Here is a 21,753-nt window from a genome sequence, read left to right as displayed (position 1 = left end):
GGGATCGAGTCCCGTCTTATCGCAAGCTTTGCAGCCGATACACCCCATCAAGCGACGAAAACGATGAATAGCCACAGGGGCAGCAAGTAGCGAAAGATCGCCACTCGACCCGCCTGTTTCAAGCCGGTTCAGGAGAAACTGTCGTAGCCGGCACGGCCTTCGTCCAGAAGCCGCCTGATCACCGCGAGACCATGCGCTAAGTCCTCTCGCCGTTCGGGCTGCGACACGCCAAAGCGGACGCCATGGAAAACCTGTTCGGAGCGCCCCGCCTTGAACTCGTCCTCATCGTCGATCAGCACGCCATGCTCGAGGCAGGCTTGCTTGAAGGTGCCGGAAAGCCATGGATCGGGCAAAGTGAGCCAAACGAACGGCACGTTATCCAACGCCTTGAAGTCGAAGCCGTCGAGTGTCTCGCGAACGATCCCTATGCGCGCGCTGATTTCGGCAATGCTGCGTTTGCGCATCTCGCTGGCCTGGCCGGACAGCACCAGCCGGCTGCCCACCTCTGCCAGCAGGAAGGCGAGGCCGCCGGTCATCATCTTGTGGGCGACCCTGATGCGGTGGCGATAGGCCGGCGGGCAGGCTAGCCAGCCGCTACGAACACCCGCCGCGACCGATTTCGACAGGCCGCCGGCAACGATTGTCCGTTCCGGCGCATATTCGGCGAGCAATGGTGTTGGGTCGTCTGTCATGCCGCCATAGAGATCATCCTCAATCAGGACGACATTGTATTGACGGGCGACGCGCGCGATGGCCTCGCGGCGCGTTGCCGACAGCGTCACCAATGTCGGGTTCTTGGCCGTCGGCATCAGGAACATTATTTTCGGATGTTTTTGCGCACAGACGCGCTCGAAATCATCGGGATCGATGCCTTCGTCGTCCGCCGCCACCAGTGCGGTCCGGCGCCCGATCAGGCCGGCGCTGCGGGAAATCTGCGAGTAGGTGAGGTGCTCGAAGACAACATAGTCGCCGGGAGTGGTGAGCCCCGCAATTGCTGCCATCACCGCGGCATGGGTGCCGAGCGTCGGAACGATGGTATCCGCGGTCGGGCGAAAGGAATTGCGCGACAGCCAGCTTCTGCCTGCCTCAAACCAGCGGTCCGGGAAATCGCGCGTGTAGCTTGAAATCTCGTGCGGATAGTCCTGCGTTGTGCGCGAAAGCACATCGGCGACAATGGCGCCCTGGCCAGTGTCGGGCGCGGCCGTGCTGTCGAGGCGCAGTTTGTCGCGAGGCGCATCGAAGTAGTAGCGCGTGCCTTGCTCGACAGGTTCCAGGAAATCCGGCTTCGCGACATCCAGGCGCTGCGTCAGGACATAGGTTCCGCGCCCAACTTCGCCGCTGACCAATCCGCGCTCCCGCAGCAGCTGATAGGCCCTGCCGACGGTGCCGACGGTCGTGCCGATATCGTATGCCAGATCCCGTTGCGGCGGCAGTTTTGTCCCTGCATCGATCACGCCCCGATCAATGTCCGTTTCAATGGAATCCGCCAACCGCTGATAGAGCGGGCCGGTGCCTGTGGTGAGATCTGGAAGCCAACTTGTCATGGTAACAATTTTCTATATTGCGCCGAAATATGGGTCAATACATATGAAGCGTCTGGCAAAAAGGGTACAATCGCAGATATTGGCGGAAAAGCAATGGATACAATCGGCACAATTCGCTATGCGGAAGCTGAGTTACGGACTGCGCGGCCATCAGGTCGGAGGACCTATGTCAATCGTCTCGTCCGCGTGGTCAGGTCGCTCTTCAAGTGGATCGACACCATGGTCGATCGCCGGCGCAGCCGGCTGATATTGCTGGAGATGACCGACGATCAGCTCAAGGATATCGGCGTCTCGCGCTGCGATGCCCACCGTGAGGGTCTGCGGCCGTTCTGGGACTGAAAAGAAGGTCTCAGGAAGCCGTTTTCGTACCTTGATGGACGCCAGGGCTCCTCATCCGCGAGATGCCGTGATCGGCAAGCACGGCGACTACGCACAGCGCGAGAAAAAGCCCGGTGATGCCGAGCGCCGAGACGGCGACGCTGGCCGCGCCGTTCTTGGCGACATCGAGGAACGGGTAGGGCACTTCGCCCGATATCGGCGCCCGCGCCAGTGCATAGGCCAAATAGGCGACCGGATAGATCATCCACCAGGAGATGTCGCGCCACCGCGTCGAGCCATCGGCGCCTGCCACAAGCCACCACAGCACGAACAGCACCGGCGTCACATAGTGCAGCAGGACATCGCAGAGCAGGAACAGGCCCTGCGGCTGCCAAAGCTGCGCCAGGACCGTGGCATAGACGATGAAGACCAGCGTTATGGCAACCGCTACGCCGGCCCGTGTCCGCGGCCCGGCAAAGGCTGGGAACCAGGCGTAGCCACCGGGTGACAGCAGCGAAACATGCACGAGCACGGCGCCGATATTGGTCAGGATGGTGAAGAAGCTGAAATAGAAGACCAGCGAGCCAACAAAACTGCGGCCGGCTTCCATCGACGCCGGAACGGTTATGCAGATTTGCAGGACAAGCCCGGCCAGACCTATGACCAGACCCGCTATCTGCAGCAAGCGGGCCATGACGCTACGCCGCCGTACCGCAGGCCGGGTTGCCTGTCTGCCAGCGCGCGATGTCCGAGCCGATGCGTGCACCGAGCGGCTCGTCCATCAGCGGACCGTAGACGTCGATGCGGCGTGAATTGCCTTGCGCCTGCACGACCAGCAACGGCTTTCCGCCATAGTGTTTGACCGGGACTAGCAGGAAGCGCGGCGTGCCGGTGAACGAATTCAGCTCGTTGGCCATCTGATAGGGCTTGAAGGCAGGATCCTTGTTGGCGATCCAGCATTTGTGGGCGGCGATCGCCACCTGTTCCATGGCAAGCAGCGACGCGCTCTTGCCCGAAGGTGCCGGCGCGTTCTTCGGCTTCGATTGGCAGGAGGCGAGCACAAGGCCGGCGGTGGCGACGAGAGCGAGGCGGGCGATCGTCTGTCTCAGGCTCATGCGGCGCCCTATTTCGAGTTCGGGAAAAGGATGAATGCTGGAGATATCAAGCGGCGATGCCGAGGGCACTTTCGAATAGTGCCCGGCCGTCGCTGCCGCCATGTGCCGCTTCGATCAGGTTCTCGGGATGCGGCATCAGGCCGAGCACATTGCCCTGGCCGTTGATGATGCCGGCAATGTCGTTGATCGAGCCGTTGGGATTGGTGCCTTCGGCATAGCGAAAAACGACCTGGCCTTCGCCTTCGAGCCTGCGAAGCGTCTCGTCGTCGGCAAAATAATTGCCGTCGTGATGCGCCACCGGCGAGCGGATGATCTGGCCCGGCTGATAGCGGCGGGTGAACATGGTGTTGGCGTTGGCGATCTGCAGCTTGACTTGCCGGCAGACGAATTTCAGCGACGTGTTGCGCATCAAGGCGCCCGGCAAAAGGCCGGCCTCGACCAGGATCTGGAAGCCGTTGCAGACGCCGATGACCATGACGCCCTTGGCTGCTTTTTCAGCCACCGCCCGCATCACAGGCATGCGCGCGGCGATGGCACCGCAGCGCAGATAATCGCCGAAGGAAAAGCCGCCGGGGATGGTGATCAGGTCGACATCGGGGATTTCGGTGTCGGTCTGCCAAACCGTGACCGGTGGCGTTCCCGAAATCTTGGTCAGCGCCGCAATCATGTCGCGGTCGCGGTTGAGGCCAGGCAGGAGGACGACGGCTGATTTCATTTTGGTTCGTAAGGCCTCTGGGCTTCGGCAAGTTCGCGCAGGTCTAGGCGACGTTCAATATGTTCCAGGCGCTCGTCCTGGCGAGCCAGCACGCCATAGATGTTCTTCACGTCACCCTCGGTGGCGATGAGGTGGCCGCGGATAGAGCCGAGCTCGGACTTTACCTCCCCGAGCGTCAAATCCATCCTGTCCAGCCGCGACTGAATGGACTTGAGGACTTCAAATATCAAGCTTCCATCAATCTCGGTCATCTGCCCTCCGGCACAACCTCAGGTAATGGCCACACTATAGTTCTCAATCACCGTATTCGCCAGAAGCTTGTCGCACATCGCCTTGAGATCGGCCTCGGCCTTGGCCTTGTCGCTCTCCGAAAGCTCGACGTCGAAGACCTTGCCCTGCCGCACCTGGCCGACGCCGTCAAAGCCCATCCCGGACAGCGCATGTTCGATCGCCTTGCCTTGCGGGTCGAGCACGCCGTTCTTGAGAGTGACGGTAATGCGGGCCTTGATCACGCTGGACATGCTCCTGTTCAAAGTGTTGAGCGGCAAAAATCTCAGTGGGGCTTGCCTTTGACGCCATCGGTCGAGGCGACGAGCACTGGTCCGGCGGGACGCGGCGGCTCGTTCTCGTTCATGATGCCGAGGCGGCGGGCGACTTCCTGATAGGCTTCGACCAATCCGCCCATGTCGCGGCGGAAACGATCCTTGTCGAGCTTGTCCTGCGTCGCCACGTCCCACAGACGGCACGAGTCCGGCGAGATCTCGTCAGCAACGACGATGCGCATCATGTCGCCTTCGAACAGGCGGCCGCACTCGATCTTGAAGTCGACGAGTTGGATGCCGACGCCCATGAACAAGCCGGAGAGGAAGTCGTTGACGCGGATGGCCAGCGCCATGACGTCGTCGATCTCCTGAGGGCTCGCCCAACCGAAAGCGGTGATGTGCTCTTCAGACACCATCGGATCGTCGAGCGCGTCGGCCTTGTAATAGAATTCGATGATCGAGCGCGGCAGCACCGTGCCTTCCTCGATGCCGAGACGCTTGGCCAGCGAACCGGCGGCGACGTTGCGGACGACCACCTCGAGCGGAATGATCTCGACTTCCTTGATCAGCTGCTCGCGCATGTTGAGCCGGCGGATGAAGTGGGTCGGAATGCCCATCCGGTTGAGATGGTTGAAGATATGCTCGGAAATGCGGTTGTTGAGCACGCCCTTGCCATCGACGATTTCGTGCTTCTTCTTGTTGAAAGCGGTCGCGTCATCCTTGAAGAACTGGATCAGCGTTCCCGGCTCAGGTCCCTCATAGAGGATCTTGGCCTTGCCTTCATAAATGCGGCGGCGATTTTTCATCTGATTTTTCTCTGGATTTCCGGGCAGGCGGCAAACGACCAGTTCCTGTCCGTCTGCCTAAATTAGTGCGGCAACGGTAGGGGTTCAATGCCGGTGTCTATCCCAATCGCACTGTTTGCTCAATCGGCAAATCCTTTCAATCAACCGCTTTCCGGAATGAAATGCCGCAGCGCAGCAAGTGATGTAGCATATTGACCGGCCCGCGGCCTTTTGGTTTGTGCTTCGGCAACACATATTCAACCGCCAGCGAATCGGATTTGACCGGAGGGATGCCATGATCGATATGAAAGACCGCGAAGAGGGTTTCGAGCGCAAATTCGCATTCGACGAGGAGCTTCGGTTCAAGGCTTCGGCGCGCCGCAACAAGGCGCTCGGCCTGTGGGCCGCCGAAAAGTTGGGCAAGTCCGGACCCGATGCCGAAGCCTATGCCAAGCAGGTCGTGGTCGCCGACATCGAGGAGGCTGGCGATCACGACGTTTTCCGCAAGATCCGCAAGGATTTCGACGAAGCCGGGGTCGACCAGTCGGACCACCAGATTCGCCGCACCATGGACGATCTGATGGCGCAGGCGATTGAACAGATCAAGAACACCTGATCTCTCTCTGAGCCAAATCGACCTGCTGGACCAATCGACCGCCCGGGTGGACCGGGCGGTTTTTCTTTGCCTTTGCAGCCATTTCCGGCTGAATTGCTGCAACCAAAGAGGAAACCGCCTATGTCCCTGAAGTCACGCCTTGCGGCCGATGAAACGTTGTGCACCGCATGGTCCGGCGTGCCTGATGCCCTTACGGTCGAGATTCTTGCCCGACAGGGTTTCGATGCCGTCACGCTCGACATGCAGCATGGCGGGCATCACGAGGACAGTGTGCTGCGCGGCCTTGGGCCGGTGCTGGCCGCCAACAAACCGGCGCTGGTGCGCATTCCGGTCGGCCGCTTCGACATGGCCAGCCGCGCACTCGATTTCGGCGCTGAGGCGGTAATTGCGCCGATGGTGAATTCTGTGGCGGACGCCAAGCTGTTTGCCGCCGCTATGAAATACCCGCCGCTCGGCGAGCGCTCCTGGGGTCCAACCTATGCCTTTCCGCGTCACGGCAAGGGGGACTACGCCGACTGGCTGCGCGAAAGCAACGAGCGCACCATGGCTTTCGCGATGGTCGAGACGCGCGCCGCCCTCGATGCGCTCGACGGCATCCTCGACACGCCGGGTATCGACGGCATCTTCCTCGGCCCATCGGATTTCTCGATTGCCTGGTCGAACGGCGCCACCGTCAACTCGACGCTCGAAAGCATGATGGAGACCGTCGCCTCGATCGCCGAGCGGACACGCAAAGCCGGCAAGCATGCCGCGATCTACGTCGTCGAGCCGGCAATCGCCGGCCGTGTGGTGTCGATGGGCTATCGGTTGCTGGCCATGGGCTCCGAGCATGCGCTGATCGGTCTGGGAGCAAAAACCCTGCTGAAGAGCGTAAGGGACTCGATCGGGTCCTAAAGATCCGTCAGGAATTTCGCAAAAGTCATCGATCCTTCGGGCCACGGCCCGAAACCGGAATCCGCATTGAGATGTCCGGCATCGCCGGCGTCGATGAACAGCGAGCCCCAGGCGCCGGCAATGTCCTCGGCGACGCCGAACGCGCAGAACGGGTCGTTGCGGCTGGCGATCACCACCGAAGGGAATGCCAGCGGTTCGCGCGGGTAGGGGCCGAAGGTCATCAGGTGCCTGGGCTTTATCTTGGGATTGGCGACGTCGGGCGGCGCCACGAAGAAGGCTCCGGCGACCGGGCGCTGGAACTGCGGCATTGCCTGGATTGCGGCCGCGACCCCAAGCGAATGCGCGACGATGACGACCGGCCGCTCGGCCTCGTTAACCGCCTTCGCCACGCTCGCCGTCCAGTCCTGGCGCACTGGCTTCGACCATTCTGCCTGCTCGACGCGGCGTGCCGTCGACAATTTCGATTGCCAGCGGCTCTGCCAATGGTCGGGACCGGAATTGGTATACCCCGGCACGATGAGAATATCTGCATCTCTGACTTTCATGGCGCGCATGTAGCGAGCACCGTTGCTTCGCGCAACCGTGTCGAGCCGGCCTGGCGATCAAAATGGTGAACACCATGTTCGCTTCTTGCCATCTTGTGTGAACGATCGCGATCGACGATCTGTCGTCGAGAAAGAAACAGCCGTGTAAATGAGAAACAGGATTTTGGAACTGACACGACGTACAATGGTAGGTGGCGCCGGGCTCCTGGCTTTGGGAATCTCGTCGACGGCCGCCCAAACGGAGAGTTTGATGAGCGAACTGCCTTTTGCCGCCACGACCCCGGTCAGCGTTGCCCGCGTCGGGTTGCGGGCGCGCGATGCCGAAAATCTCGCTGCCTATTATCGCAACGTCGTCGGCCTGCAGGAGCTGAGCCGCGCAGGCGGCACGATTACGCTGGGCGCTGCCAATCGTCCCTTGCTCGACATCGAGGCGGATGCAGTGGCGAAGCCCGACGATCCGCGCAGTGCCGGCCTCTTCCACACTGCCTTCCTGCTGCCCAGCCGGGCCGATCTCGGCCGTTGGATCAACCACGCCATCGCCAACAAGATCGGCATCGAGGGCGCTTCCGACCATCTGGTCAGCGAGGCGCTTTACCTGACCGACCCTGAAGGCAATGGCATCGAGATCTATGCCGACCGCCGCCGTGAGGACTGGAAATGGAATGGCGACAAGATAGCGATGGCGACCGAACGGCTGAACATCTCCTCTGTCGTTGCCGAAGTGCCGGCCGGCGATGCCGGCTGGCAGGGTGCGCCGGACAACAGCATCATCGGACATGTCCATCTGCGCGTCGGCAGGCCGGAAGACGCCGAAGCCTGGTGGCATCAGGAATTCGGCTTCGACACAGTGGCGAAATATGGCAGCGCGGCGGTGTTCTTGTCGTCAGGCGGCTACCACCACCATATCGGCGCCAATGCGTGGCAGAGTGCCGGTGCCGGCCGACGCGATCCTTCTCGGTCCGGTCTAGCCTGGGTGGAAATGCGTTCAGACAATGTGACTGACGCAACGACCCGTGAGGACCCATGGGGAACGGTGATCAGGACCGTTCCAGGCAAGGCTTGAGCGTTTTGGAAGCCTGTTAGAGCCGGGCTTTTTCCAACAAGCGACCGAGCATGAGCAGGCCCGCCGGCCAAAGGCCGAGGCGGGTCTCGTTTCCCATATGGCCGAGATCGCCGGCATCGGCGAGGTCCGCGCCCCAGGCCGCGGCGAAGGCCGTCGCCTGGTCGAAGGTGACGCGCGGATCGGTGCGGCTGGCCACCACCAGGGTCGGGAAAGGCAAGCGTTTCAACGGCATCGGCGCAAAGGGACGAACAAGGTCGAAGGACGGATCAGGGTCCTCGACATTGGTTGCGGCAACCAGCAACGCGCCCGCAACCTTGTTGAGCTGGCTTTCGCTGGCGCCGGCTGCCCATTTCACCGCCGTCGCCACCGCCAGCGAGTGTGCAAGCAGCACCACGCGCCGAGGTGCTGCGGCAATCGCGGCGTCCACCCGGCCAATCCAGTCCTCGGGGCTCGGCCTGTCCCATTCGGCCTGCAGCACGCGGCTCGAATTGGGGAGTGCCCGGCACCAATGCGACATCCAGTGATCTGGCCCGGAATTACCGCGCCCCGGCAGGGCGAGAAAATCGAATTCTCCAGCCGCCGAAATCATCACGCTTCTCCGAACACCCGCTTGAAGATCGTGTCGACATGCTTGGTATGATAGCCAAGGTCGAATTTTTCACGGATCTCGGCTTCGGGCAAGACTGCGGTGACCTCCTTGTCGGCGAGAAGTTCTTCAAGGAAATCAGCGCCTTGCTCCCAAACCTTCATGGCGTTACGCTGCACCAGCCGGTAGGCATCCTCACGGCTGACGCCCGCCTGGGTCAGCGCCAGCAGCACGCGCTGCGAATGCACGAGGCCGCGGAACTTGTTCATGTTCTTCAGCATGTTGTCGGGATAGACGAGCAATCTGTCGATGACACTGGTCAGCCGCGACAGCGCGAAATCGAGCGTCACCGTCGCATCCGGGCCGATCATGCGCTCGACCGACGAATGCGAAATGTCGCGCTCGTGCCAGAGCGCCACGTTCTCCATCGCCGGCAGCGCGAAGGAACGCACCATGCGGGCAAGCCCGGTGAGGTTTTCGGTCAGCACGGGGTTGCGCTTGTGCGGCATCGCCGACGAGCCTTTCTGTCCGGGCGAAAAATACTCTTCCGCCTCCAGCACCTCGGTGCGCTGCAGATGGCGGATTTCTGTCGCCAGCCGTTCGATCGACGAGGCGATGACACCCAGCGTCGCGAAGAACATCGCATGACGGTCGCGCGGGATCACCTGCGTCGACACCGGCTCCGGCTTCAATCCGAGTTTCTTCGCCACATGCTCTTCGACATAGGGGTCGATATTGGCGAAGGTGCCGACAGCACCTGATATGGCGCATGTCGCAATGTCTTCACGCGCGTGCACCAGCCGCTCGCGGCAGCGCGAGAATTCAGCATAGGCCTGCGCCAGCTTGACGCCGAAGGTGGTCGGCTCGGCATGGATACCGTGGCTGCGGCCGATGGTGACGGTATCCTTGTGTTCGAAGGCGCGACGCTTGAGCGCCGCCAGCAGCGCGTCGATGTCGGCCAAAAGGATGTCGCTGGCGCGACTGAGCTGCACGGCAAAGCAGGTGTCGAGAACGTCCGAGGAGGTCATGCCCTGATGGATGAAGCGGGCATCCGGCCCGACGAATTCGCTGAGATGGGTGAGGAAGGCGATGACGTCGTGCTTGGTGACGCGCTCGATCTCATCGATGGCCTCGACGTCGAACTTCGCCGCCCCGCCCTTTTCCCAGATGGTCTTGGCGGCCTCCTTCGGGATCACGCCGAGCTCGGCCAATGCGTCGCAAGCGTGGGCCTCGATCTCGAACCAGATGCGGAACCGGGTTTCGGGCGACCAGATGGCCACCATTTCCGGCCGGGAGTAGCGAGGGATCATCGGTCAGTCCTGACTTGCGAGGGCGTTCGACCGCGTCCTAACAGAGGCTGACAAAATGCTCAACGCTGCTGCCGCGCAAACCAGATGCTGGCGAGAGCGAGCGCTATGAAACCGAGCGGAAAATAAAGCCGGATGCCCAGAACGATGAATTGATAGAACGCCGTCGCCACAGTGTGCACGAACTGGATGGACCAGGCGATGGTCAGTGCCGGTTCATGCCACTGGGCATAGTAGGAACGGTAGTGCAGCGCAAAGAGCCCGCCGGTGAAGCTGATCGTAGTGGCAAGAAGACAGACAAACGCGGCCGCCAAGGCGACTTGCCAATGCCGTCCGAGCGAGACGAGCCGCGCCAGGAACAGGCCAACCGGAAAGGCGAGCGCACCGCCTGCCGCATAGAGCAACGAGACGAAGCGGATCTTTGCCGGGGTCTCCCAGTCGTCCAGCAGCAGATTGACAAGCGCGCTGGCGCCCATCGCTGCGGCCCACAGCAGGGCGCCACAGGCCGCGGCGCCCGGCGATGGCAAGGTCTTGCGGATGCGATCCCGGACGCGGTTGGGTATGACGGGGAGCGGCGTCACAGCCGGCCGGTCACCGCGATCCAGCGATAGTCCGGCCCTTCGAAGCCATATTGGCGCACCGCAATCAGCACGGCGTAGGCGCTGAGGCCTTGCAACGAAAATGTCTGCACCGCACCAATGCGGTAGCCGTTCGGGCAGCCTCTGCTTTTGGGGATCGACTTGTCCTCGTGCAGAAGCTCGGTCTTGCCGCCGTTTTTCGCCTCGATGCGCAGCAGGCGAAAGCCGTTGATCTCGCCCAGGCTCTGGCAGGTTTCGGTGTCGTTCATGCCGATCTCGTCGAGCCGGAACTCGAGCGGATCGTCGACCGGCGAGAAGATCGGCCGCGGGTTGACCACCATGCGGAACGGATCGGCCGAAAGTTCGGTCACCGGGTTGAAGCCGGCGGTGATGCCGCGGTTCGCGGTCAATTCCGACTGCTTGATGATGGCTTCGCCTTTCTGCCTGGCGGCAAGGCGCGCTGCCTCAAGCGTTGCGTTCTCGTCGTCAAGCCGCACCCTGATCGGCGTGCCCTTCAGAAAACTGTCGTCCGCGGTGTTGATGTAATAGCGATTGGCATAGGGGAATCCTGATCCGTCCTGGACGCCATATTCCTCGAAGGCGAAGACGCCGCCATCCCCGGTGAAGCCGAGGATTTCAAGCTCGGCGACGTCGCCGGCATGCGCGGCGAGCGAAGTCGTAAACTGGGCAAGGAGGGAAACGGCAAACAGAACAAGAATTCGCATGGTGTTACTCCCGGCAGCCAAGGTCGATTCATCACTATCACGACGCGGTCAAGACGTCGTGCGGTCTGAAACGCAACGCCGATGCATCCAATCGTGCCGTCATTTGTTATTGTCGGCAGCTTCAAATGGAGACCCCACCATGACCGATGCAGCCAAGATTCGCCAACACATGGAAGTGATCGGCGCCGACGGCGTCCATGTCGGCACCGTCGACAAAGTTGAGGGACAAAGAATCAAGCTGACCAAGCGTGACAGCGGCGAGGGCGCTCATAGGGGCCATCATCACTTCATTCCGCTCAGTCTCGTTGCCGAGATTGAGGGTCAGAAAGTGCGGCTGTCGGCAAATTCGGATGTCGCGGTCACCTTCGAGGAAGAAAAATCCGACCCCACCTGATCACGGGCCATTTGATTACGGCCCATTTGATTACGGCAGCGCGCATTCAGCGCGACGACCAGACCGGAAACAGGTCGCCTTTGGCAGGCGTCGCGGCAAAGACGCCGCGGCTGATGGCACGCGCCATGGTGGCGCCGGCCGCTGCGTAGAGGTCGATGGCGTCGTTGGGCGCCAGCTCGATGCCGCTCTTGCCGGTCGCCAGCGCGAAAACCAGATCCCCGTCGGCCGGCGTGTGTGTCGGCCAAATGGCGTGGACGAAGCCGTCATGCGCTGATATCGCCAGGCGTTTGGCGGCAGCCTTGGTGAGAACGGCATCCGTGGCGATGACGGCGATGGTCGTGTTGCCGCCGACCGCCGTCCGTGTCCCAACATGCTTGTCGCGAAACTTCAGCAGGATCCGTTTCGCGTCCTCCGGCATCGGCGAGGGATAGCCAAGCCCGCCGAACTCGTCGCCGATCTCGAAGGGTGCGGCCCAGAAATGCCTGCCACGGGCGATTGTCACCGAGCCGGTCGGGTTGACGGCGGCGAGCGCGCCGATGGTGACGCCGCTGTCGAGCACCGTCGAGGCCGATCCGAGGCCGCCCTTGAGGCCGGAACTCAATGCACCGGTGCCCGCGCCGACCGTGCCGAGCGGAAAGTCGCTGCCGACCGCCTGTGCCGCCTCATAGCCGAGATCGCGATAGGGCGGATACCGGCCCCAATCCTTGTCGCCGCCATTGCGCAGGTCGAACAGGATCGCCGCCGGGACGATCGGCACGCGAAAGCCGCCGACCTCCACCCCGACGCCGTTTTCGCGCAGCGCCGCCTGCACGCCGGAGGCGGCATCGAGACCGAAGGCCGAGCCGCCCGAAAGCACCACGGCATGGATCGCCTCGATCGAATTGTGCGGCTCGAGCAGGTCGGTCTCGCGGGTGCCCGGCGCACCGCCCAGGATCTGCACACCGGCCACCGCCGGTTCGTCGCAGACGACGGTGGTCACCCCGGACTTCAGCCTCACATCGGAAGCATTGCCGACGCGCAGGCCAGCGACATCGGTGATGAGATTGCGCGGCCCTGTACGAAACATCATTGGTCCTCGATCGGCACGAACCGGACGCCGTTGAAACGGAAGACCCGATAGAGGTTCTCGGTCAAGTCGCCCTTGCCGTCAAAGCGGACGGGCCCGATCGCGGTGCTGAAGTCATGCGCGGTAAGCGCATCGGCCAATGGCTTGCTGGAGGTTTCCGCCAGCGCCGAGGCCGCCTTGGCGATCTCGACCGCCGCATAGGCCGGCAGCGTGTAGCCGTCCGACACGATCTCTCGGGCGGCAAACGCCTCCAGCACCTTGGGGTCGGCGACATCGGCCCATTCGGGCGGCGCGATCATCAGCGTGCCCGTCGCATAGGGTGCGTCGCCGGGCAGCGTGCGCAGTGTTTCGCCGCCGGCAAAAATGATGCCGGCATCGAGCTGGCCGGCGTCGCGGCCCATGATGGCGACGTCGCTGCCGTCGCCGCCGGCGAAGACATGGGTTGCGCCGGCTTTCCTCAGCCGCCCGATCAGTCCGATCTGGTTATCGAGCTGCGGCCGGAACGTGTCGACGAACACTGGCTTCAGCGCCGCCTGTTCGGCTGCCGCCCGAAGCGTCTCGGCGATCTCGCGGCCGTAGATCGTGCCGTCGTCGACGACGGCGAACAGCTCGCTCTGCCACAGCCGTGTGAGGATGGTGGCGACGGCGTTGCGCTCGTCGTCGCCGCGCGGCCCGAGACGAAAGACCGGCCAGCCGGTCTTGGCGCGCCGGTCGGTCAGGCTTTCGGTGCGCACCCCGACGGTGATGACGGGTATGCTGGCCTCCTTCAGGATGGGCAGCGCCGCCTCGATCGCCTCGGTGCAGAGGAAACCAACGACCACGCCGACTTTCGCCGCGGCGAATTCCCTGGCTGCGGCAGCCCCTCCATTGGCCGTGCATCCGTCGTCGACCAACTTGAGCTCGACGCCGTTCGCCTCTGCCGCCAAGCTGGCGCCCGCCTCGATCTGCTTGCCGAGGATCGCCGACGGCCCGGATAGCGGTGCTGCAACGCCGACCAGCAGCGTCTCAGCGTTCGCATTGCCGGCGAGAGACAGCCAGGCCAGCACCGCTATTGTCGTTGTCCTGGGTCGCATGCGAGCGAAGAATTCCTCCGCGCCGGTCGCGTGTTTGCCGGCGCCACTTCCTGCCAAGACCTAAAGGCTGGCTAGCTTCCACGCAACACGCGAAATTCAGGATGCATGTCAACCACTTCGCTTGTGGCATGCAATATGCCGCCATATATAACGGTTGGGTTCACCTCGCTTCAAACCAATGGAAATCGCCGGTGCTGAAGAAGAACGACATAGGGCCGCAGGCCTATCGCGACGCGATGAGCCATTTTGCCGGCCACGTCCATGTGGTCACCACCGATGGCCCCAGTGGCAGGCGCGGTGCGACGGTCATTGCGGCCTGTTCGGTCTCGGACACGCCGCCGACCATCCTGGTTTGTCTCAATAGCGAAAATCCCAAGAACGAGCCGTTCGTCAGGAACGGCAAGTTCGCCTTGAACACGCTGGCTTCGCACCAGGAGGCGTTGGCGGTCGGCTTTTCCGGTCTCACAGGCCTGCCGGTCGAAGAACGTTTCGCGCTTGGCGAGTGGGACGTGATCTCGACCGGTGCGCCGACGTTGAAGGGCGCGCTTGCCGTGTTCGACTGCGAACTGATCGACATCAAGGATCTGGCCACCCACCGTGTGCTTTTTGGCAAGGTGACAGGCCTGCGCATCGGCGATAATTTGCGGCCGCTGATCTATCACGACCGCGACTACCACGTTCTGTGACGGGTATGGTTGCACTCACGGAGAGAGCATGACCGAGTTGAAACCGCGTCCCGCGCCGCGGACGATCGACGAGACGCTCGATCTCCTGACCGGCGCGGACTATGTGGCGGATCGGTCGTTGGCGACCGTGCTGTTTTTATCGCTGCGCATGAAACGGCCGCTGTTCCTCGAAGGCGAGGCCGGTGTCGGCAAGACCGAGATCGCCAAGGTGCTGGCGCAAGCGCTCGGCCGCCGGTTGATCCGCCTGCAGTGCTATGAAGGCCTCGATGTCTCGTCGGCCGTCTACGAGTGGAACTACGCCGCGCAGATGATCGAGATCCGCATGGAGGAGGCGGCCGGCAAGGTCGATCGCTCCGACATGGAGCGCAACGTCTTTTCCGAAAAATACCTGATCCGCCGCCCGGTGCTCGACGCGCTGACCGGCAAGGCGGGCGCCGCTCCGGTCTTCCTGATCGACGAGCTAGACCGCACCGACGAGGCCTTCGAGGCATTCCTGCTCGAGATCCTCTCCGACTTTCAGGTGACAGTGCCCGAACTCGGCACGATCAAGGCGGAGGAGTCGCCGATCGTCATCATCACCACCAACCGCACCCGCGAGATCCACGACGCGCTGAAGCGGCGTTGCCTCTATCACTGGGTCGATTATCCCAATGCCGAGCGCGAATTGGAGATCGTGCGCAGAAAAGTGCCGCAGGCCAACAGCCGGCTGTCGGCGGAGGTGGTTTCGTTCATCCAGAAGCTGCGCCAGATTGAGCTGTTCAAGGTGCCGGGTGTCGCCGAGACCATCGACTGGGCCGGCGCGCTGACCGAACTCGACAAGGTGGCGCTCGATCCGGAAACCGTTTCGGACACGATCGGCGTGCTGCTGAAATACCAGGACGACATTGCCCGTATCGAGCAGGGCGAAGGCCGGCGCATCCTCAACGAGGTGAAGGCCGAGCTTTCGGCGGCGGAGTAGGGCGATGGCAACGTCGCGTCCCGAACCGAAAGAGGCCACGCCGGACGGGCGGATCGCCGACAACATCGTCTATTTCGCCCGCACCTTGCGCAAGGCCGGCATGCGGGTCGGCCCGGCCTCGGTCAAAGACGCGATCGAGGCGGTGCTGGCCGCCGGCATCGGTTCCCGCGACGATTTCTACTGGACGCTGCATGCCGTTCTGGTCTCGCGGCATGAGGATCACCCCACCTTCGACGAGACGTTCCGGCTGTTCTGGAAATCGCACGAGCTGATCGAAAAGATACTGGCGATGTTTTCGCCGGTGGCGCCCGACATTAGAGAGAAGCAGAAGCCGCGCGCCGCGGAAAACCGCGTCAGCCAGGCGATGTTCGAGGGTCATCAGAAGAACCAGCCGGTGCAGGAAATCCCCGAGATCGAGGTCGACGCCCGCTTCACCTTTTCCGGCAACGAGGTGTTGAGGGGCAAGGATTTTGCCCAGATGAACGCCGCCGAGATGACTGACGCCAAGAAGGCGATCGCCGAGTTGCGGCTGCCCTTCGACATGGTCAGGACACGGCGCTTCAAATCCAATGCGCATGGCCGCCGCATCGATCCGCGCGCCATGATGCGCTCGGCCGCGCGCACTGGCGGCGAACTGATCCTGCCGAAATTCCGGTCACCGCGCGAGGTTCACCCGCCGCTGGTCGTGCTTGCCGATATTTCCGGTTCGATGAGCCAGTACACGCGCATATTCCTGCATTTCCTGCATGCGCTGACCGAAAAGCGCCGGCGCGTGCACGCTTTCGTTTTCGGCACCAGGCTGACAAATCTGACGCGGCAGATGCGCCATCGCGATCCCGACGCGGCACTCGCCGATTGTTCGGCGGCGGTGAAGGACTGGTCGGGTGGCACCCGCATCGGCGATACGCTGGCCGAATTCAACCGGCTGTGGTCGCGGCGCGTGCTGGGGCAGGGCGCTGTCGTTCTCCTGATCACCGATGGGCTGGAGCGCGACGACGTTGCCGGCCTGTCGGAGGAAATGGAGCGTCTGCACAAATCCTGCCGGCGGCTGATCTGGTTGAACCCGCTGCTGCGCTTCGACGGTTTCGAGGCCCGCGCCCGTGGCGTCAAGGCGATGCTGCCGCATGTCGACGAGTTCCGCTCGGTGCACAATCTCGATGCGCTCGCCGACCTCTGCGCGTCGCTGGACAAGAATTCGGCGCGCTCCGTCGACCCACGCCGATGGATTGAGGGTGGCGCGAGAAGCGCCGCATAGCCATATGTTTTCTCCGGGAGAAACGGTGATGGAAAGCAGTATTTATCTCGACGAGGCACGCGATCCGCTGATCATCGCGGAAGGCTGGATGAAGGACGGCAAGCATGTCGCCATTGCCACTGTGGTCGAGACCTGGGGCTCGGCGCCGCGTCCGGTCGGCAGCCATCTTGTCATCGACGCGGACGGCAATTTCCACGGCTCCGTCTCTGGCGGCTGCGTCGAAGGCGCGGTGGTGACCGAGGCGGTCGACGTCATCGACAGCGGCCAGGCTAAGATGCTGGAGTTCGGCGTCGCCGACGAAACCGCTTGGCAGGTCGGCCTGTCCTGTGGTGGGCGCATCAAGGTCTATGTCGAGCGGTTGGGTTAGAAGCATGATCCCGAACCGAAGGTCCGCGTCAGCGAAATGTGGGAACCGGTTTTCGGACAAGATCATGCTCAAACAAGAGATCTTTTGATGGATCCATTCGCCTTAAAGACGCTGAACGCCGAACGCCGCGCCCGCCGCGCGGCGATTCTGGTCACCGATCTCGGCGACGGCCGCGATCGCATCGTGCGCGAAGGCGATCAGGTTGCCGGCGAATTGGGCGCTGCGATCGCCAAGGCGTTTCGATCAGGCAATTCCGGGTCGGTCGAGGCGGAAGGACGAACCTTCTTCCTCAATGCCTATCTGCCGCAGCCGCGCCTGTTGGTGATCGGCGCCGTTCATATCAGCCAGGCACTGGCGCCGATGGCCAAGATCGCCGGCTATCCCGTCGAGATCGTCGATCCGCGCACGGCCTTTGCCACAGCAGACCGCTTTCCCGATGTGGCGCTGCATGCCGAATGGCCGGAGGACATCCTGAAACGCCAGCCGCTCGACAGCTATACGGCGCTGGCCGCCATCACCCATGATCCGAAGATCGACGACTTCGCGCTGAAGGCCGCGCTCGACGCCAACTGCTTCTATGTCGGGGCGCTCGGCAGCCGCAAGACCCATGCTAAGCGCGTCGAGCGCCTGCTCGCATTGGGCGCGACCGCCGACCAGATCGCCCGTATCCACGCGCCGATCGGCTTGGACATCGGCGCAGCGAGCCCGGCCGAGATCGCGGTAGCGGTGCTGGCACAGGCGATCCACGCCTTTCGCTCGCGCGGCCTCGAAGCCAAGGACGCGGTGGCGTGAAATTTGGTCCAATCCCCGTAGATACGGCCGAAGGCGCGGTGCTGGCGCACGCCACTACCGCCGGAGAACGGCGTTTCCGCAAGGCACATCGGTTAAGTGCCGATGACCTGTCACTGCTGAAAGCGGCCGGGGTCAACGAGGTTGTAGCCGCTGTCCTTGCGCCCGATGATCTTAGCGAGGACGCTGCTGCCGAAAAAATCGCCGAAAGCATGATCCACCGCAACATCGAGGCTAAGCCCGCCGCAACCGGCCGGGTCAACCTCCATGCTCAAGCGGCCGGCATCTTCACCGTCGATGCGGCGATGATCGACGCCATCAACGCCGTCGATCCGACCATCACCATCGCCACCTTGGCGCAGCACGCGCCGGTCGAAAAGGGCCAGATGGTCGCGACGGTGAAGATCATTCCCTTTGCCGTTGCCTCGGTCTTGGTCGATGCCGTGACAAAAATCTGCGCCGGCAGCGAGATCTTTGCCGTCAATGCCTATCAGCCGGTGCGCGTAGGCGTCATCCAGACGGTGTTGCCCGGCATCAAGCCGAGCGTGCTCGACAAAACGTTGCGTGTCACCGAAGCCCGCCTGGCGCGCTCGGGCGGCCGGCTGACGGCGGAGCGCCGCACGCCGCACGAAATTGGCCCCGTTGCGGAAGCTGCGGCCTCGCTGGCGCGCGACAACGACATGGTGGTGATCTTCGGCGCCTCGGCGATGAGCGATTTTGGCGACGTCGTCCCGGCGGCGATCGAGAGGGCCGGCGGGACCGTCATCCGCGCCGGCATGCCGGTCGATCCCGGCAATCTGCTGGTGCTCGGCACACTTGGCGGCAAGCGCATTATCGGTGCGCCTGGCTGCGCCCGCAGTCCCAAGGAGAACGGCTTCGACTGGGTTCTCGACCGGTTGATTGCCGGCATCGACGTGACGGCCAACGATATTGCCGGCATGGGTGTCGGCGGTTTGTTGATGGAGATCCCGACGCGGCCGCAGCCGCGCGAGCCGCTGCCGGCCAGGGCCGAGTTGAAGGTCGATGTCGTGCTGCTGGCCGCTGGCCGCTCCAGCCGAATGGGCGGCCCGAACAAGCTGCTGGCGCTGTTCGACGGCAAGCCGCTGGTGCGCCGCACCGCCGAGCGCGCGCTCGACTCGAAAGCCTCTGATACAATCGTCGTTACCGGCCATCAGCGCGAGCGGGTGCGGACGGTATTGTCGGGCCTCGACGTGACCTTCGCCGACAATCCGGATTTCGCTGACGGCCTGTCTTCATCGCTGAAGGTCGGCATCGCGCGGGTCAGCGGCGACGCCGCCGGCGCCATGATCGTTCTCGGCGACATGCCGGGCGTTTCGTCGGCCGACCTCGACAGGCTGATCGACGCATTCCGCAAGTCCGAGGGCCGATCGGTCGTGCGCGCCTCGCATGAGGGAAAGCGCGGCAATCCGGTGCTGTTGCCGCGCTCGCTGTTTGCGGCGATCGCTCATCTCGAAGGCGATACCGGCGCACGCCATCTGGTCGAGGCCGAGGGGCTTGATGTCGTCGATGTCGAGATCGGCAAGGGGGCGTCCATCGATGTCGACACCCGCGAGGCTCTGGAAGGTGCCGGCGGCGTGCTGCAGGATTGACAAACCGAAGCCGAAAAACGCATGCCTGGGGGCATGGCTATTCGTACCGTCCTACCCCCCTCTGGCCTGCCGGCCATCTCCCCCTCAAGGGGGGAGATTGGCAGCGTCGATGCCGGCCCTCACTTTATAAGGCCGACGATTGGCGAAAGCTGGCGCGATATTCAATCTCCCCCCTTGAGGGGGAGATGGCCGGCAGGCCAGAGGGGGGCCTGCGCCCTGCTGATTTCGATGTTTTTCTTGTTTTCCTTCGCCGCTTACGCCGATGCCGTCGAATTGAAGCCCTTCAAGGACAATCTGTTCGCTTATCCGGCCATCCTCTCGTCCGCAAACAACGGCGCCTATACGGTCATCGACTATCGTGAACTGCGCGATATCAACGCCCGCGACGAAATACCGGAGCGCCGCGCGCAGGCGCAGTATGTCGACACCAGTGTGCGCAAGATGCAGCAGGATCTGTCGCTGAAGACCGATGCCGGCAGTATCCGCCACGTCGCCGTCGGCCGCACGCAAGGCGCCTCGATCATCGTGCTCTACCTGCACGGGCAGGGCGGCAGCCGCAAGCAGGGCGTCGACGACTTCACCTTCGGTGGCAATTTCAACCGCATCAAGAACCTGATGGCCAGCAATGGCGGCCTCTATCTCTCCCCGGACTTTTCCGATTTCGGCGACACGGGTGCTGCCCAAATCGCCGCGCTGATCGGCCACTATGCCGAACGGTCGCCAGGTGCGAAGATCTTCGTCGCCTGCGGCTCGATGGGCGGCGCATTGTGCTGGAAGCTTGCTGCCCGCAAGGATATGGGCGGCCGCATCGACGGGTTGCTGCTGCTCGGCTCGCTGTGGGATGAAACTTTCTTCTCCAGCCCCGCCTTCAAGCGCCGCGTTCCGGTTTTCTTTGGCCAGGGCAGCAAGGACCCGGTGTTTCCAGTCGAGAAACAGGAAGCCTTCTTCCGTTCGATACTGGCCAAATCGAAAACTTATCCGGCCCGCTTTGTCCGCTTCGAGACCGGCACGCACGGCACGCCGATCCGCATGACCGACTGGCGCGGCACGCTCAACTGGATGCTGTCGAAGGCCCCTTAAGGCGCGGTGTTGTAGTCCACCACCGTCTGCGGGTTGATCTCGCCGTCATAGGAGGCGTCGACATCGTACTGCACCAGCGAGAAATTGCCGTTGCGAAACAGATAGGTCCCGGCTGACGAGGCGTCACCGACGCCGCGCCACTTGTTGAGGGACGAGATCGTCTTGGTGCCGTCGTCATATTCGGAATTGACCAGCTGGTCGTCGGTCTCGAAGCCGATGACGTTGATCGCCTCGACCTTACCCTCGCTATCGTTGTTCTCATAGTGGATATCGAGCTCCGGCGAGGCGAACTGCAACTGCCGGACACCGGATACATCATCCGCGATGTAGTAGACGGCACTCTCATTGTAGGCAGCCATCGAGCAGAAGAAGCGGAATAGCCGCGTCTCGCGTTCGGGCTCGTCGGCCTCGGCGCCGGCATCCTTGTAGCGGAGGGAGTAGGCATCCGGCTCTCCCAAAGGCTCGCCGCCAGGCATTTCCTTGTCGCATTGTTCGCCATAGGTCGCTGCAAACGCCTTCTTGGCCTGCTCCAGCGCCGCATCCTTCTTCGGCGGCGGTGGTCCGTCGCCGCAGCTTTCTGGCATAGCGTTCTCGAAATCGGCCTTGGACGGCTTCAGTGCGCCCTTGTCGATGAAGATCGGGCGGAACGGCGGTTCCTGGATCGAGGCATTGACCTGGCGCAGCGTGTAGCAGCCGGCAAAGACATTTTCGCTGCCATCCTTGGCTGTCGCCCGGATGGCGACCGGAACATTGTAATAGATGCTGCCGGCCGCCCCGTCTTCCGACACGCCGCCGGTTTTGACATCGACGCTTTCGGTGCCGTCATAGCCTTTGACGAAGGCACCGAAATCCTTGGCCGGCTTGGTGTCGCCGAAATAGTCCCAGGCGCGCGCGAATTCTTGCCGGTTGATGGCACTGTAGAGCGAGCGGATGACCGCTTCGGCGTCCGACCTGTCATCGACATAGGGCGCTGCGGCGGCGAGCACTGGTTGGCCTGTCACGGCCAGGGAGAAAAAAGCGGTCGCTGCGAAAAGGGCGCTTCTCATCGGGAATCTCCACCAGATGGGAAATCCTATCATGCCGATTGCGGCGACGTGGTGACGCTTGAAGAATCGGCTGCGAAGGCGCTACGTCCCGCCGTC

27 protein-coding genes are annotated in these 21,753 nt (G+C 62.8%); 12 read left to right on the top strand and 15 right to left on the bottom strand.

All coding sequences use genetic code 11. The annotated features are described in order from the left end of the window. Window positions 1–128 precede the first annotated feature (128 nt). Complete coding sequence (locus EJ075_RS30145; protein ID WP_126106803.1) at window positions 129–1,544, bottom strand: PLP-dependent aminotransferase family protein; 1,416 nt, start codon at window positions 1,542–1,544, stop codon at window positions 129–131. A gap of 93 nt (window positions 1,545–1,637) precedes the next feature. On the opposite strand from EJ075_RS30145, the gene EJ075_RS30140 reads away from it, so the two are divergent. Further along, window positions 1,638–1,883: a DUF1127 domain-containing protein gene (locus EJ075_RS30140; RefSeq protein ID WP_095489567.1), complete on the top strand. Its 246-nt coding sequence runs from the start codon at window positions 1,638–1,640 to the stop codon at window positions 1,881–1,883. Between the two features lie 10 nt (window positions 1,884–1,893). Here the strand turns inward: EJ075_RS30140 and EJ075_RS30135 are convergent, their stop codons facing one another. Genes EJ075_RS30135 through purC form a run of 6 tightly spaced genes read right to left on the bottom strand, consistent with a single transcriptional unit; the run spans window position 1,894 to window position 5,040 of the window. Continuing rightward, window positions 1,894–2,556: a Pr6Pr family membrane protein gene (locus tag EJ075_RS30135; protein ID WP_126106802.1), complete on the bottom strand. Its 663-nt coding sequence runs from the start codon at window positions 2,554–2,556 to the stop codon at window positions 1,894–1,896. A gap of 4 nt (window positions 2,557–2,560) precedes the next feature. After that, the gene (locus EJ075_RS30130; protein WP_095489565.1) at window positions 2,561–2,977 is read right to left on the bottom strand and encodes a hypothetical protein; all 417 of its coding nucleotides are present in this window, start codon (window positions 2,975–2,977) and stop codon (window positions 2,561–2,563) included. 46 nt (window positions 2,978–3,023) lie between these two features. After that, window positions 3,024–3,692 carry a phosphoribosylformylglycinamidine synthase subunit PurQ gene (gene purQ, locus EJ075_RS30125; protein WP_126106801.1) on the bottom strand — a complete coding sequence of 223 codons (669 nt, stop codon included), beginning with the start codon at window positions 3,690–3,692 and terminating at the stop codon, window positions 3,024–3,026. Next, a complete protein-coding gene (locus tag EJ075_RS30120) occupies window positions 3,689–3,943 on the bottom strand; it encodes a hypothetical protein (protein ID WP_126106800.1) in 255 nt (84 codons plus the stop codon). Before EJ075_RS30120 ends, purQ begins: the two co-directional genes overlap by 4 nt. Before the next feature lie 18 nt (window positions 3,944–3,961). Continuing rightward, window positions 3,962–4,204 carry a phosphoribosylformylglycinamidine synthase subunit PurS gene (gene purS / locus EJ075_RS30115; RefSeq protein ID WP_126107512.1) on the bottom strand — a complete coding sequence of 81 codons (243 nt, stop codon included), beginning with the start codon at window positions 4,202–4,204 and terminating at the stop codon, window positions 3,962–3,964. 41 nt (window positions 4,205–4,245) lie between these two features. Then, window positions 4,246–5,040, bottom strand: a complete 795-nt coding sequence (purC, locus tag EJ075_RS30110; RefSeq protein WP_023674725.1) for a phosphoribosylaminoimidazolesuccinocarboxamide synthase — start codon at window positions 5,038–5,040, stop codon at window positions 4,246–4,248. Window positions 5,041–5,314: 274 nt separating this feature from the next. Here purC and EJ075_RS30105 point away from each other — a divergent pair, with 274 nt between their 5' ends. Together EJ075_RS30105 and EJ075_RS30100 are read left to right on the top strand one after the other, a co-directional pair. Beyond that, complete coding sequence (locus tag EJ075_RS30105) at window positions 5,315–5,635, top strand: DUF1476 domain-containing protein (RefSeq protein ID WP_095489563.1); 321 nt, start codon at window positions 5,315–5,317, stop codon at window positions 5,633–5,635. A gap of 120 nt (window positions 5,636–5,755) precedes the next feature. Beyond that, the gene (locus EJ075_RS30100; protein ID WP_126106799.1) at window positions 5,756–6,529 is read left to right on the top strand and encodes an HpcH/HpaI aldolase/citrate lyase family protein; all 774 of its coding nucleotides are present in this window, start codon (window positions 5,756–5,758) and stop codon (window positions 6,527–6,529) included. Here the strand turns inward: EJ075_RS30100 and EJ075_RS30095 are convergent. Then, window positions 6,526–7,074: an alpha/beta hydrolase gene (locus EJ075_RS30095; protein ID WP_095489682.1), complete on the bottom strand. Its 549-nt coding sequence runs from the start codon at window positions 7,072–7,074 to the stop codon at window positions 6,526–6,528. The genes EJ075_RS30100 and EJ075_RS30095 overlap by 4 nt on opposite strands. 250 nt (window positions 7,075–7,324) lie before the next feature. Here EJ075_RS30095 and EJ075_RS30090 point away from each other — a divergent pair, with 250 nt between their 5' ends. Next, entirely contained in the window at window positions 7,325–8,137 is an 813-nt protein-coding gene (locus EJ075_RS30090) for a VOC family protein (protein ID WP_126106798.1), read from the top strand. A 16-nt stretch (window positions 8,138–8,153) separates the two neighbouring features. Here the strand turns inward: EJ075_RS30090 and EJ075_RS30085 are convergent, their stop codons facing one another. The 4 genes from EJ075_RS30085 to EJ075_RS30070 are packed head-to-tail and all read right to left on the bottom strand — an operon-like array spanning window position 8,154 to window position 11,333. Beyond that, window positions 8,154–8,726: an alpha/beta hydrolase gene (locus tag EJ075_RS30085; RefSeq protein WP_095489560.1), complete on the bottom strand. Its 573-nt coding sequence runs from the start codon at window positions 8,724–8,726 to the stop codon at window positions 8,154–8,156. Continuing rightward, complete coding sequence (gene purB / locus EJ075_RS30080) at window positions 8,726–10,033, bottom strand: adenylosuccinate lyase (RefSeq protein WP_126106797.1); 1,308 nt, start codon at window positions 10,031–10,033, stop codon at window positions 8,726–8,728. The genes EJ075_RS30085 and purB overlap by 1 nt, the downstream gene beginning before the upstream one ends. A gap of 59 nt (window positions 10,034–10,092) precedes the next feature. Beyond that, the gene (locus EJ075_RS30075; protein ID WP_126106796.1) at window positions 10,093–10,611 is read right to left on the bottom strand and encodes a hypothetical protein; all 519 of its coding nucleotides are present in this window, start codon (window positions 10,609–10,611) and stop codon (window positions 10,093–10,095) included. Further along, on the bottom strand, window positions 10,608–11,333 hold the full coding sequence (locus tag EJ075_RS30070; protein ID WP_095489557.1) for a DUF2259 domain-containing protein: 726 nt from the start codon (window positions 11,331–11,333) through the stop codon (window positions 10,608–10,610). The genes EJ075_RS30075 and EJ075_RS30070 overlap by 4 nt, the downstream gene beginning before the upstream one ends. Before the next feature lie 139 nt (window positions 11,334–11,472). On the opposite strand from EJ075_RS30070, the gene EJ075_RS30065 reads away from it, so the two are divergent. Further along, a complete protein-coding gene (locus tag EJ075_RS30065) occupies window positions 11,473–11,727 on the top strand; it encodes a DUF2171 domain-containing protein (protein ID WP_095489556.1) in 255 nt (84 codons plus the stop codon). Window positions 11,728–11,773: 46 nt separating this feature from the next. On the opposite strand, the gene EJ075_RS30060 is transcribed toward EJ075_RS30065, so the two are convergent. Continuing rightward, window positions 11,774–12,793 (bottom strand): P1 family peptidase, encoded by a 1,020-nt coding sequence (locus EJ075_RS30060; protein WP_095489681.1) that lies wholly within the window; start codon window positions 12,791–12,793, stop codon window positions 11,774–11,776. Next, the gene (locus EJ075_RS30055) at window positions 12,793–13,866 is read right to left on the bottom strand and encodes a branched-chain amino acid ABC transporter substrate-binding protein (protein WP_126106795.1); all 1,074 of its coding nucleotides are present in this window, start codon (window positions 13,864–13,866) and stop codon (window positions 12,793–12,795) included. Before EJ075_RS30055 ends, EJ075_RS30060 begins: the two co-directional genes overlap by 1 nt. 191 nt (window positions 13,867–14,057) lie before the next feature. On the opposite strand from EJ075_RS30055, the gene EJ075_RS30050 reads away from it, so the two are divergent. The 7 genes from EJ075_RS30050 to EJ075_RS30015 all read left to right on the top strand — a co-directional run bounded on the left by EJ075_RS30050 (window position 14,058) and on the right by EJ075_RS30015 (window position 20,611). Beyond that, a complete protein-coding gene (locus EJ075_RS30050) occupies window positions 14,058–14,552 on the top strand; it encodes a flavin reductase (protein ID WP_095489679.1) in 495 nt (164 codons plus the stop codon). Window positions 14,553–14,580: 28 nt separating this feature from the next. After that, a complete protein-coding gene (locus EJ075_RS30045) occupies window positions 14,581–15,510 on the top strand; it encodes a MoxR family ATPase (RefSeq protein ID WP_126106794.1) in 930 nt (309 codons plus the stop codon). 4 nt (window positions 15,511–15,514) lie between these two features. Further along, complete coding sequence (locus EJ075_RS30040; RefSeq protein ID WP_126106793.1) at window positions 15,515–16,765, top strand: VWA domain-containing protein; 1,251 nt, start codon at window positions 15,515–15,517, stop codon at window positions 16,763–16,765. Between the two features lie 28 nt (window positions 16,766–16,793). Then, entirely contained in the window at window positions 16,794–17,132 is a 339-nt protein-coding gene (locus tag EJ075_RS30035) for an XdhC family protein (RefSeq protein ID WP_095489553.1), read from the top strand. An 87-nt stretch (window positions 17,133–17,219) separates the two neighbouring features. Further along, on the top strand, window positions 17,220–17,924 hold the full coding sequence (locus EJ075_RS30030; protein WP_095489552.1) for an XdhC family protein: 705 nt from the start codon (window positions 17,220–17,222) through the stop codon (window positions 17,922–17,924). Beyond that, complete coding sequence (locus EJ075_RS30025; protein ID WP_126106792.1) at window positions 17,921–19,531, top strand: molybdopterin-binding/glycosyltransferase family 2 protein; 1,611 nt, start codon at window positions 17,921–17,923, stop codon at window positions 19,529–19,531. Before EJ075_RS30030 ends, EJ075_RS30025 begins: the two co-directional genes overlap by 4 nt. Window positions 19,532–19,759: 228 nt before the next feature. Continuing rightward, window positions 19,760–20,611, top strand: a complete 852-nt coding sequence (locus tag EJ075_RS30015) for a phospholipase (protein WP_095489550.1) — start codon at window positions 19,760–19,762, stop codon at window positions 20,609–20,611. On the opposite strand, the gene EJ075_RS30010 is transcribed toward EJ075_RS30015, so the two are convergent. Then, complete coding sequence (locus EJ075_RS30010) at window positions 20,608–21,657, bottom strand: DUF1176 domain-containing protein (protein WP_095489549.1); 1,050 nt, start codon at window positions 21,655–21,657, stop codon at window positions 20,608–20,610. The genes EJ075_RS30015 and EJ075_RS30010 overlap by 4 nt on opposite strands. Between the last annotated feature and the right edge of the window lie 96 nt (window positions 21,658–21,753).

The organism is Mesorhizobium sp. M6A.T.Cr.TU.016.01.1.1, from assembly GCF_003952585.1.
In the GTDB taxonomy this organism is placed as follows: Bacteria; Pseudomonadota; Alphaproteobacteria; order Rhizobiales; family Rhizobiaceae; genus Mesorhizobium; species Mesorhizobium mediterraneum.
This window is presented reverse-complemented; position numbering and strand designations above follow the sequence as displayed.